The organism is Paenibacillus faecis (assembly GCF_008084145.1).
GTDB classification, from domain to species: Bacteria; Bacillota; Bacilli; order Paenibacillales; family Paenibacillaceae; genus Fontibacillus; species Fontibacillus faecis.
The window spans coordinates 451862-464368 of sequence record NZ_VSDO01000002.1; the positions used below are offsets into that span (position 1 = coordinate 451862).

A 12507-nucleotide genomic window follows, 5' to 3' on the forward strand; every position below is an offset into this window, starting at 1 on the left:
ATGGATAATAATCCAATTCAAGTAATGCAAACGCCGGTGGACTTGAAGCCGGAAGATTTCCGTAAAATCGGAACGGATGAGAAGCAGGCGGAAGTTATCCAGCGTGAAAGTATTTCCGCATGGCGGGACGCCTGGTATCGTCTGCGTTCCAATAAGCTGGCGATGACCGCGCTCGGCGTGCTGCTGCTGATTGTCATTGCCTCCCTTGTCGGTCCGTTGATTTCCCAATGGGTGCACGGATATAACTATTATTCCAATGATTTGATGAATACAAACCAGAAACCATCCGCCCTGCATTGGTTCGGAACCGACGACCTCGGTCGCGATGTGTGGGTGCGCACCTGGATGGGGGCGCGGATCTCCCTGATCGTAGGTTTGGCTGCCGCTTGTATCGACTTGTTGATCGGCGTAATCTACGGCGGGATCATGGGTTATTTTGGCGGCCGTGTCGATGAAATTATGAATAAATTTTCCGAGATTATCTATTCCATTCCTTATCTGCTGGTAACGATCTTGTTGCTGGTCGTTATGGAACCAAGTTTGGGAACGATTATATTGGCCCTGACCATTACGGGCTGGATCAATATGTCATGGATTGTCCGCGGTGAAATCATGCAGCTCAAAAGCCGGGAGTTCGTACTGGCATCCCGCTCGATGGGCGCCGGTTCCGGACGCCTGCTGTTCCGTCACCTGCTGCCGAATGCGGTTGGTCCGATCATCGTTACCGTGACCTTGTCCGTACCGAACGCGATTTTTGCGGAGGCATTTCTGAGCTTCCTCGGCCTCGGTGTACAGGCTCCGATCGCTTCGCTCGGTTCGATGATCAACGATGCCTTGACCGGTTGGCTGTATTATCCTTGGCGCATGCTGTTCCCGGCGGCTGTCATCAGCTTGACGATGCTGGCGTTTAACATTTTCGGCGACGGCCTTCGCGACGCGCTGGATCCAAAACTGAAGAAATAGGAGGTGGAGTGATGGAGCCGATTTTACAAATCAAAGATTTGCATGTCTCCTTCCAAGTAAAAGGCGGAGAAGTGAAAGCCGTACGCGGCATGAACTTCGAAGTAGGCAAGGGGGAAACGGTTGCGATCGTCGGTGAATCGGGCAGCGGCAAAAGCGTCACCGCCCAAACGATCATGCGTCTGATCCCGTCCCCTCCGTCCATTATCAAGCAAGGTGAAATTCTGTTCCAGGGACAGAACCTTTTGCAAAAAAGCGACAAACAAATGGAAGCCATTCGCGGTAAAGATATCGGTATGATTTTCCAGGATCCGATGACTTCTTTGAACCCTACGATTAAGGTAGGCAAACAAATTACCGAAGTGCTTATCAAACATCAGAAAATGTCAGCGGCGGAAGCGAAGAAAGAAGCCATTGAGATGCTGAAGCTCGTAGGCATCAAAAATGCGGAAGCCCGCTTTAATCAATATCCGCACGAATTTTCCGGAGGGATGCGTCAGCGCGCGATGATCGCCATCGCTTTGGCTTGCCGGCCTTCCCTGCTCATTGCCGACGAACCGACAACGGCGCTTGACGTAACGATTCAGGCGCAAATTATGGACGTCATGAAAGAAATGCAAGAACGTCTGGGTACGTCGATCATCTTGATCACGCATGACCTTGGTGTGGTTGCGGGGATGTGTGACCGGGTCATCGTCATGTACGCCGGGGAAGTCGTCGAAACCGGAACAAAGTGGGAAATTTTCAAAAACCCTCAGCACCCTTACACCAAAGGGTTGCTTAGATCGATGCCACGCCTTGACCAGAAGAAGGGCGAGCCTCTGATCCCGATCATCGGGACGCCGCCGGACTTGATCAAGCCGCCGATCGGCTGTCCGTTCGCCGCACGGTGCGAGCATGCCATGAAGATCTGCGAACGCATCGATCCGGGCGCAACGGTGTTCAGCGACACGCACATGGCGCGTTGCTGGGATCTTCACCCGATGGCCAAGGAGGGACAGTCGTCATGAGTAAGAACCTGATCGAGGTCGAGGGCCTCAAGAAATATTTCAACGTTGGCGGCGGCAATGTTCTTAAAGCCGTCAACGATATCAGTTTCTCGATCGCGGAAGGCGAGACCTTGGGTCTCGTCGGCGAATCGGGCTGCGGGAAGTCTACCGCCGGACGGACGATCCTCCGTCTGTACGAGCCGACCGCCGGCAGCGTTCGCTTCAACGGGGTGGATATTAACCAGTTGTCCCCTCGTAAAATGAAAGCGATGCGGCGCGACATGCAGATGATTTTCCAGGATCCGTACGCCTCGCTGAATCCACGCTTCACGGTTACCGATATTATCGGTGAAGCGCTGGACATTCACGGCATGGCGGGCTCCCGGGCCGAGCGGAAGAAACGGGTGGAAGAGCTGCTGGATATGGTAGGCTTGAACCCGGACCACGCCACACGTTACCCGCATGAGTTCTCCGGCGGTCAACGCCAACGGATCGGGATCGCCCGCGCACTAGCGGTAAATCCGAAATTTATTATTTGCGACGAGCCGATTTCGGCACTTGACGTTTCGATTCAAGCGCAGGTGGTCAACCTGCTGAAAGAGCTGCAAGATCGCCTTGGCTTGACTTACCTCTTTATCGCGCATGACCTGTCGATGGTCAAACATATCAGCGACCGCGTTGCGGTTATGTACCTGGGTCGGATCGTGGAATTGGCGGAAAGTGAAGAATTGTACGCCAACCCGCTTCATCCTTACACCAAAACGTTGCTGTCGGCCATCCCGATTCCGGATCCGGAAGTGGAGGCCAACAAGAAACGGATTTTGCTGGAGGACAACGGCAACGGACCGATTACATCGGCGAAGGACGACTCCGCCGCCGGCGGCGCTTTTGACCTGGAAAACTCGGAGTTGGTCGAAGTTTCCAAAGGCCATTGGGTATCCATGCCGAAAAAAGGATAATCGGAGCCTCTGCTCCCTTGCCCTGCACCGTATGCCGGTGTGGGGCTTTTTTTGGCTTAGCGAATGTCTTGGGGTTATGCTATATTTTATAAGAAGCTAAGAAGTTTAAAGCTCGTGAGAAAAGAACAGGAGGATCGATCCCTGATGAATATTGTGCAAGAGCCGCTGCCGGCGGGACAACCGCTTGCGGATGCGCTCATTCAGGATTATACCCGGGTCAGCTCGTTTTATGAGTATGATCCCAAGGAGGAACGGAGCTGGAAGGAACGGCTCGATTGGCTGGATCAAAACGAAGGAGCGCGTGTCGGACGGGAGGCGTTGGTATCCCGGCTTCGGGAATACAATCGCCTTCACAATCCGGAGGACGCGGTTGCGGCAAACCTTGAGCTTTTGGCTCAGCCCGGAACGGCGGTGATCGTCGGCGGACAGCAAAGCGGTCTGTTCACCGGCCCGTTGCTGGTTATTTATAAAGCCGTAACGATTATCAAGGCGGCCCGGGAAGCTTCGCGGAAGCTGGGGCGGCCCGTCGTGCCGGTGTTCTGGATTGCCGGCGAGGATCATGATTGGGACGAAGTCAATCATACGTACGTCTTGTCGGCCAGCCTGGAGGTCAGCCGGGTGCGCATCGCCGACGGCCATGAGCAAGGCAAACCGGTGAGCTGGACGGAATTGTCGCCGGAAGTATGGGAACAAGCGGCGGGCGAACTGGAGCGGCTCCTGCCGGAGACCGAATTTCGCCCCGGTTTAATGGAGTTGTTCCGGACGTGCGCCGCTTCATCAGCCACTTTGTCCGAATGTTTCGCGAAGTTGATGGGGCATTGGTTCGGCAAGCACGGATTGGTCCTGCTCGATTCCGCGGATCCCGCCTTGCGGCGATTGGAAGCCCCCGTGTTTGAAGCGATGATCGCCCGAAATGATGAGCTTGAAGTAGCGTACTTGGAGAATTCAAGGATGATCAAGGAGATTGGGTACACACTTCAGGCGGACGTCCGGGAAGGCGGAGCAAATCTTTTCTACATACACGAAGGAGAAAGATTGCTTTTGTATAAGCTGGAAGGCAAGTTCGGCGATCGCAAGGGGAAAGTGGCCTTCTCGCAGGAAGAACTGATCGGGGAGCTTCGCGCCCACCCGGAACGCTTCAGCAACAATGTGCTGACCCGTCCGCTGATGCAGGATTCGCTTTTGCCCGTATTAGGCGCGGTCCTTGGTCCGGGGGAAATCGCCTATTGGGCCTTGACGCGGCTGGCATTCCGGAAATTTGATCTGCAGATGCCGATCTTGCTGCCGCGGGAATCTTTTACCGTGATGGAAGGGACCCTGCAAAAGCATATGGAGAAGTACGGGCTGCAGTGGAAGGACGTGGCGGACCGGGACGCGCTGCGACACAAGCGGGAAGCTTGGCTCGCCGGGCAAGATTCGCTAAACGTCGGAGACCGGTTTGAAGAGATCAAAGCCGCCTTTACGGCGATGTATGATCCCCTGATTGAACAGCTGGGCACGATTCAGGCAGGACTGGTCAAGCTGGGAGGCGCCAACCGCGATAAAATCGTCGACCAGATCGAATATTTACGCGGTAAAGCGAAAGATGCTCTGGAGAAATCCAATGAAGCGGGACTTCGCCATTTCGATCGTATCGAGCTGTCCCTGTTCCCTCTGGGAAAACCGCAAGAACGGGTTTATAACATATTTTATTATCTGAACCGCTATGGGGCCGACTGGATTGACGGTTTGACGGGAATTCCTTATGATGTAACGGGAAGTCACCGGATCATATACTTGTAGGAGGGAAAATCGATGAGTTCAGCTATTCAAAACAGCGTGGTGGCCGATATGAAATTGGCCCCCGAAGGGCATTTGAAGATCGACTGGGTCGAGGCCCATATGCCTGTACTGGGACGGATTCGCAAGCAATTTGAGAAGGAGCAGCCCTTTAAAGGATTGAAAGTGACGATCTCGCTTCACCTGGAAGCCAAAACGGCTTACCTGGCCAAAGTCGTTAAAGCCGGCGGTGCCGAGGTGACGATTACCGGAAGCAACCCGCTTTCCACTCAGGACGATGTGTGTGCGGCATTGGTGGAAGACGGAGTTACGGTGTTTGCCAAGTACAATCCGGAGCCGGAGGAATACAAAGCGCTGCTCGTCCGGGCTCTCGAAACGAAACCGGATCTGATCATCGACGACGGCGGGGACCTTGTGACGATTCTTCATTCGGAGCGCCCGGACCTCCTTGAGAATATTCGCGGTGGCGCGGAGGAAACCACGACGGGGATTTTGCGGCTCAAAGCGATGGATAAGGAAGGAAAACTGCAGTTCCCGATGGTGGCCGTCAACGACGCGTACTGCAAATACTTGTTCGATAACCGTTACGGGACGGGGCAATCCGTATGGGACGGGATCAACCGGACGACGAACCTGGTCGTGGCGGGAAAAACCGTCGTGGTCGTAGGTTACGGTTGGTGCGGTAAAGGCGTGGCGATGCGGGCCAAAGGGCTTGGCGCGAACGTCGTTGTCACGGAAGTGGACGCGATCAAGGCGGTGGAAGCTTACATGGACGGCTTCCATGTCATGCCGATGCTGGAAGCGGCCAAAGTCGGCGATTTCTTCGTCACCGTGACCGGAAATCGCGATGTCATTCGCGGAGAACATTACGACGTGATGAAGGACGGCGCGATCCTGTCCAACGCCGGCCATTTCGATGTGGAAGTGAACAAACCGGAGCTGGCGGAACGCTCCAGCTCGATCCGTACCGTGCGCCGGAATATTGAGGAGTATCAATTGAAGGACGGGCGCAAAGTGTACGTGCTTGCCGAAGGACGATTGGTCAACTTGGCGGCCGGAGACGGCCATCCCGCGGAAATCATGGATATGACGTTCGCCTTACAGGCGTTGTCGCTCAAGTACGTGAACGAACAGTACGAGCAAATCGGCAAAACCGTCATCAATGTTCCTTATGAGCTGGATGAGCAAGTGGCCCGCTTCAAGCTGGAAAGCCTGGGGCTCGGCATCGACACGCTGTCCGAAGAACAGCGGGCGTATCTGGACAGCTGGCAGGAGCACTAAAAGAACGCGGTACGAAAACAAGACAATGAAACAGCTTATCGAAGCGTGAGCGAGTGGATCCATCGATCCTCTAAGCTCACGCTTTTTTAGTTCATTAAGGCGTATTTCAACCGTTGGCCGGATTAAATTTCCAACAAAAAAAGTTTCCAAAGAAGAAGGATTTTTGGGCGTGGTGGAGAATAAGTACTATTCATAGTGGTGGAAAGTGGTGCAAAGTGGGGGAAAGAGGTAAGGAGTGAGTGAACCAATGTTTATGGGGGAATTCCAACATAGCATTGACGAGAAGGGCCGAATGATCATTCCGGCCAAGTTTCGCGACCTCCTTGGGACTTCTTTCGTCGTCACCCGCGGGCTGGACCAGTGTCTTTTCGTATATCCGCTGCAGGAATGGGAAGTCCTGGAACAAAAGCTTAAAGCCTTGCCGCTAATGAAATCGGATGCGCGTGCGTTTACGCGGTTTTTTTTCTCCGGTGCGACGGAATGCGAATGGGATAAACAGGGAAGGGTAAATTTGCCCGCCAATTTGCGGCAGTACGCCAAACTGGAGAAGGACTGCGTCGTATTGGGCGTGTCGAACCGGGTAGAAATTTGGAGCAAGGATACTTGGGAGCAGTATTTCCAACAATCCGAAGACACCTTTAACGAAATTGCCGAGAAGCTGGTTGATTTTGATTTTTGATTTTGATTTTTGATTTTGATTTTGATTTTGATTTTGATTTTGATTTTGATTTTGATTTGCCAAGAAAGATAGAGTCTGGAGGCGTAAGTCTTGTTTCATCACATCACGGTGCTTAAAAAAGAAGCGACAGAAGGGCTGCGCGTCAAGCCGGACGGCATTTATGTGGATTGCACTTTAGGCGGAGGCGGGCATAGCTCCGTTATCCTGTCCCAGCTTGGGGAACGCGGCAGATTGATCGCGTTCGATCAGGATGATTGGGCTCTGGACAACGCCAGGGAGCACCTGGCCTCCTACGGAGAACGCCTGACCTTGGTCAAAGGCAACTTCCGCCATTTGCAGCGGAAGCTGCTTGAGGTGGGGGGCGTTCCGACGAAGGACGGCATTCCTCAAGTGGACGGTATTTTGTTTGACCTCGGCGTATCCTCTCCCCAATTTGACGAAGGAGAGCGGGGGTTCAGCTATAATGCCGACGCTCCGCTGGATATGCGCATGGATCAATCCGCCTCGCTTACGGCCAGGGAGATTGTCAATGAGTGGCCGGAACGCGAAATTGCAAAAATTTTGTTCCAATACGGCGAAGAGAAGTTTTCCAGACGAATCGCTTCGGTCATAGTGCAGCGAAGGCTGGAGGCGCCGATTGAAACGACCGGAGAGCTGGTCGAGTTAATCAAGGAAGGAATTCCCGCGGCGGCGCGCCGAACCGGCGGCCATCCGGCGAAGCGCAGTTTTCAGGCGCTGCGGATTGCGGTGAACGATGAATTGGGCGCTTTGGAGGAAGGGCTGCACGCCGCGGTCCGCTGTCTCGCTCCCGAGGGGAGAGCTTCGGTTATTACATTTCACTCGTTGGAGGATCGGATCTGCAAGCAAATTTTTGCCAGTTACGTAGAAAAATGTACCTGTCCGCCTGATTTCCCCATGTGTGTATGCGGTGGCAAGGGACAGCTCAAACTGGTCAATCGAAAGCCGCTCGTTCCTTCGGCGGAGGAACTGGAACAAAACCCGCGGGCGCGTTCGGCGAAATTGCGCGTAGCGGAGAAATTGCAATCAAATGCGGAGGACATGTAAATGGCGTATACTCGGGGGAATTTGGCAGTCAAAGAAAAAACGGCGGAACGCGGGCATCAGTCCCAGCGTTACCGTGAGACCACAAAGGTCGTTACCAAGCGGGCGCCGCTTCCCGTCAAAGAGAAGCTGCTTTATTTGGCGACGATTATGTTTTGCGTCACGGTGATGGGCGCTCTGCTGCTGCAAAACGCGAATCTCTATAATATCAAACGGCAGATTTTCAATCTGAATGCGGAAATTCAGACGATGCAGGTAGAGGTCAAGGAAATGTCCGTTCAGAAGGAAAAACTGGAGGAGAAAATCCCGGAGGAAGCCGCTAAACTCGGTTACGTTTTGCCTGCGGAAAATGAATTCCATATTCAGGTTCCTTTCGGTTTGAAGGCATCCGGATCCGCGGAGTAGCGGATCCGGACAAAAATTTTAGAATCAAAGAGGTTTTGCCATGATCAAGAGAATAAAACTTCGGACACTGCTGATAGGGGGATGCATTACCCTCTTTTTTACTGTTCTAATAGGTAGAGTGTTCTGGATTCAGGTCGTGGAGGCCGGTTTTTGGCAGAGTCATGCCGAAGAACTTTGGTCAAAGGAGAAAATACTTCCGGCCACGCGCGGCACCATCACCGATCGGAAAGGGGACGTATTGGCTATCGATGCCCCCGCCTATACCGTGGCCATCAATCCCAGGCTGATCAACAAGCTGAATTTGCAAAATGAAGTGGTGGAAGGGCTTCACAACCTGCTTGGCAAAGACAAACTCCAGTTGGAGGAAATCGTCAACGCCAAGAAAGGGGACGGGACATTTTATTCGCAGCGGGAAATTCGCTACGAAGGCTGGAAAATCGATCAGGAACTCAAAGATAAAGTCGAAGGTTTTGCGAAAGAACTGGAAGAAAAGCACAAGATTGAAGATGCCGGCATTTATTTTATCAAGCAACAAAAACGGTATTATCCTGAGAAAGAGCGGGCGGCACATGTGCTGGGATATCTGGACCGGGACGGAAACGCGGTTTCGGGCCTGGAAGCGGCTTATGACGAGGAACTGAGGGGTGTCGACGGAAAGCTCCAATACAAGAGCGATGGCCGAGGGATCGAGATTCCAAAAGCGAACGAAATCTACCAACCCGTTAAAAATGGAGAAAACATCCAGCTGACGATTGACGGGACAATACAGTATTATATCGAAGAAGCGATGAAGGAAGCTTTCAATCAACTGAATCCGATCAGTATGACGGTCATAGCCGCGGATCCGAAGACGATGGATATTCTCGGCATGGCCAATTTGCCGACTTACGATCCGAATCAATACTGGGCTGATGTGGATCAAAAGAACTTTTATAACCATGCAATCAAGTCGGTGTACGAGCCGGGCTCCACGTTTAAAATCGTGACGTTGGCGGGCGCCGTTCAGGAAGGGCTGTTTAATCCCGGGGCGAAATATATGTCCGGAAGCATTCGCGTTCCGGGGCAAACCATCCACGACTTGAGACGTTCCGGATGGGGGCCTATCAGCTATTTGGAAGGGGTTAAACGGTCCAGTAACGTTGCGTTCGTTAAGCTGGGTTATGAGATGCTCGGTCCGGAGCGGCTGAAACAATACGTAGACAGTTTCGGGTTCGGCCAAAAGACGGGGATCGAGTTGCCCGGTGAAGCGGCCGGGGTTGTAACGCCGGAACAGCAAGCGGATTTTGCGGCGATGGCTTACGGCCACGGCAAATTGCTCGTCACCCCGTTGCAGCAGGTCGCTGCGGTGGCGGCGGTGGCGAACGGCGGGAAGCTGATGGAGCCGCATATCGTCAAGGCGAAGACGGACCCGCAGACGGGGGAAACGGTGAAGACAGACCCGAAGGTTGTGCGGCAAATTCTTACCCCGGAAAAAGCGAAGGAAGTCAGCGAAATTCTGGAGCAGGTCGTATCCGACCGGAAAATCGGGACCGGCCGCCATGCCTATATCGAAGGCTACCGGGTTGCCGGTAAAACGGGGACCGCGGTCAAGCCGGTTAACGGGAAATACGATTATACAAAGCAAGTCGTCTCCTTCATCGGTTACGCACCGGTGGAAGACCCCAAAGTCGTCATGCTCGTGCTCATCGACGAGCCGAGAGACTCGGAGCTCGGCGGCGGCGCCGCGGCGGCCCCGGTATTCCAAAAGATCATGACGAAAACCCTGCAATATCTCGGCGTGCCGAAGAAGCTGGACGATAAGGCCAAAAAACCGGCGGATACGGAAGTCAGCAGCGGGGTGGTGACGCCGGATTTATCCGGGCTTTCCTTACAGGAAGCGAAAAATAAACTCGGGGAGAAAGGGATCTCCTACGCCACCCTGGGCGGAGGCAAGGAACTTGTGTCCCAGTTTCCGAAAGCGGGGAACACGCTGAAGGCGGGCCAGTATATGTACCTGCTGACCGAGGAAGGCCGGAAAATGGCGATTCCGAATCTTAGCGGAAAATCGTTAAGGGAGGCGATGGAGCTGCTTTCGGCGCTTCAGGTCGCCGTGACGGCCGAAGGGCAGGGGTACGTGGTGTCCCAGACGGCCTCCGAGGAAGACGGCCGGCGAAAGGTGCATCTCGTCCTTGAGCCGCCGGTGAAAGATCCGGCGCTGACGGAATCGGAGACGGATACGGAGGCGGACTCCGACTCGAATTCGAACTCGGACTCCGACTCCGGGAAGGATGCTTCTTCCGCGGACGGCGGCGAAGGCGGAGAAAACGCCGGTCAGAACGGGGATTCTACCCCATAGCTTGTTCTAACCCCTGTTTGTCCTGAATATGCATGTGAAGAGATCGACCACATGTTTTGGGATGGACAGGGGGCTATCGTGATGAGAGTATCCAAAGTAACGGTCAGACGAAGATTATTCATATTGCTTGTGCTGTTATGTCTGCTGTTCGCCGCTCTTGTAATCCGGCTGGCATATGTGCAGCTCGGCCAGGGGGAAGAGCTATCGGCCAAAGCGGAGGATTCCTGGCGCCGCAATATCCCTTATTCCGCGAAGCGGGGGGAGATCACCGACCGGAACGGTACGGTGCTTGCTTATAATATTACGACGCCGACCGTGATGGCCATTCCGGTGCAGGTGAAATCGCCCGAAACGACGGCGAAAAGCCTGGCCCCTTTGCTCGGAATGAGCGAGGAAGCCGTGTTCAAGGCGATTACCAAGAGACAATCCATAGTCAGGCTGCAGCCCGGCGGACGCAAAATTACGATGGAAAAAGCGCAGCAAATTCGTGATTTGGCTCTTCCGGGTATTGTCGTTGCCGAGGACAATAAAAGGTACTATCCCTATGGGGGCCTTGCCGCCCATATTCTCGGGTTCACCGGCGGCTACAATCAAGGCTTGACCGGGGTGGAAAGCATGTATGACAGCAAGCTGAACGGGATGAACGGCAGCGTCTCGTATTTGTCGGACGCGGGGGGCAGGCTGATGCCCGGCTCATCGGAGAAGTACGTCGAGCCGAAGGATGGGCTGAGCCTGACGCTGACGATCGACAAATCGATTCAAAGCATCATGGAGCGCGAACTGGACCAGGCGATGGCCCGGCATCAGGCCAACTCGGCCCTGTCGATCGCGATGAACCCGAAGACCGGAGAGATTCTGGCGATGGCGGCGAGACCGGGATACGAACCCGCGAAATATCAAGAGGCGGATTCGGCGGTGTACAACCGTAATCTGCCGATCTGGATGACCTATGAGCCCGGTTCCACTTTTAAAATCATTACCTTATCGGCCGCTTTGGAAGAAAAGAGGGTGGACTTGCGCAATGAGCAGTTCTTCGATCCGGGCTATGTCAAGGTAGGCGGTGCTTCGCTTCGCTGCTGGAAAAGAGGCGGCCACGGCAGCCAAACCTTTCTGCAGGTCGTGGAAAATTCCTGTAATCCCGGATTCGTCGCGCTCGGGCAACGGTTAGGGAAGGAAACTTTGTTTAAGTACATCAAGGATTTCGGATTTGGCTCAAAAACGGGAATCGACCTGGCGGGGGAAGAAAACGGGATCTTGTTCAAACTGTCCCGGGTAGGTCCGGTCGAACTCGCGACGACCTCTTTCGGCCAAGGGGTATCGGTCACGCCGATCCAGCAGATTACGGCGGTCTCGGCGGCGATCAACGGCGGTAAGCTGTTTAAGCCGTTCGTAGCGAAATCCTGGACGAACCCGGATACGGGGGAAGTGGTGTCCACCAATGAACCTCAGCTCGTTCGACAGGTGATTTCCGAACAAACATCCAAGCAGGTCCGCGAGGCGCTTGAGAGCGTGGTGGCGAACGGAACCGGCGGCAACGCCTTTATCGACGGGTATCGGGTCGGCGGAAAGACGGGGACCGCACAGAAAGTAATTAACGGCCGCTATTCGCAAAACGAGCATATCGTCTCGTTCATCGGCTTCGCGCCGGCGGACGATCCGCAGATCGTCGTTTATACCGCGGTAGACAATCCGCAGGGGATTCAGTTCGGCGGCGTTGTGGCGGCTCCGATCGTCAGGAATATTCTAAAGGATGCGCTCGAATACATGCAGATTCCGCCCCGGCAGCAACAGATCGCCAAGAAATACAAATACGGCGAAACTCCGGTTGTCACGGTTCCCGATTTGATGGGGCGGACGGTTCAGGAAATTTATGAAGATCTCAATATGAATTTTAATCTGGCCAAATCGGGCGCGGGCAATGTGGTGATCAACCAGGCGCCCAAGCCGGGTACGCGGGTCGACAAAGGATCGACCATCCGAATTTATATGGGTACGGAGGAGGACGCCGAGCAAGGCGGTCTTCATGACCATCAGGATGAATCATCCTGAACAATGCCT

Annotated in this window: 10 protein-coding genes; all 10 read left to right on the forward strand. The window is 54.1% G+C overall.

Features of this window, described 5'->3' with window-relative positions; genetic code table 11:
• The 10 genes from FRY98_RS09855 to FRY98_RS09900 all read left to right on the forward strand — a co-directional run bounded on the left by FRY98_RS09855 (position 1) and on the right by FRY98_RS09900 (position 12498).
• Entirely contained in the window at positions 1–963 is a 963-nt protein-coding gene (locus FRY98_RS09855; protein ID WP_148451586.1) for an ABC transporter permease, read from the forward strand.
• 11 nt (positions 964–974) lie between these two features.
• A complete protein-coding gene (locus FRY98_RS09860; RefSeq protein WP_148451587.1) occupies positions 975–1970 on the forward strand; it encodes an ABC transporter ATP-binding protein in 996 nt (331 codons plus the stop codon).
• Positions 1967–2908, forward strand: coding sequence for an ABC transporter ATP-binding protein (locus tag FRY98_RS09865; RefSeq protein WP_148451588.1), 942 nt, complete (start codon positions 1967–1969; stop codon positions 2906–2908). The genes FRY98_RS09860 and FRY98_RS09865 overlap by 4 nt, the downstream gene beginning before the upstream one ends.
• Before the next feature lie 144 nt (positions 2909–3052).
• Positions 3053–4690 carry a bacillithiol biosynthesis cysteine-adding enzyme BshC gene (gene bshC, locus FRY98_RS09870; protein WP_148451589.1) on the forward strand — a complete coding sequence of 546 codons (1638 nt, stop codon included), beginning with the start codon at positions 3053–3055 and terminating at the stop codon, positions 4688–4690.
• A gap of 12 nt (positions 4691–4702) precedes the next feature.
• Positions 4703–5968, forward strand: a complete 1266-nt coding sequence (locus FRY98_RS09875; protein ID WP_148451590.1) for an adenosylhomocysteinase — start codon at positions 4703–4705, stop codon at positions 5966–5968.
• Between the two features lie 247 nt (positions 5969–6215).
• Positions 6216–6647 carry a division/cell wall cluster transcriptional repressor MraZ gene (mraZ, locus tag FRY98_RS09880; protein WP_148452644.1) on the forward strand — a complete coding sequence of 144 codons (432 nt, stop codon included), beginning with the start codon at positions 6216–6218 and terminating at the stop codon, positions 6645–6647.
• Between the two features lie 90 nt (positions 6648–6737).
• Positions 6738–7712, forward strand: coding sequence for a 16S rRNA (cytosine(1402)-N(4))-methyltransferase RsmH (gene rsmH / locus FRY98_RS09885; protein WP_148451591.1), 975 nt, complete (start codon positions 6738–6740; stop codon positions 7710–7712).
• Positions 7713–8114 (forward strand): hypothetical protein, encoded by a 402-nt coding sequence (locus tag FRY98_RS09890; RefSeq protein ID WP_148451592.1) that lies wholly within the window; start codon positions 7713–7715, stop codon positions 8112–8114. It abuts the gene before it with no gap.
• Positions 8115–8154: 40 nt separating this feature from the next.
• Complete coding sequence (locus FRY98_RS09895; protein WP_148451593.1) at positions 8155–10449, forward strand: penicillin-binding transpeptidase domain-containing protein; 2295 nt, start codon at positions 8155–8157, stop codon at positions 10447–10449.
• Between the two features lie 81 nt (positions 10450–10530).
• The gene (locus FRY98_RS09900; protein ID WP_148451594.1) at positions 10531–12498 is read left to right on the forward strand and encodes a stage V sporulation protein D; all 1968 of its coding nucleotides are present in this window, start codon (positions 10531–10533) and stop codon (positions 12496–12498) included.
• Positions 12499–12507 lie beyond the last annotated feature (9 nt).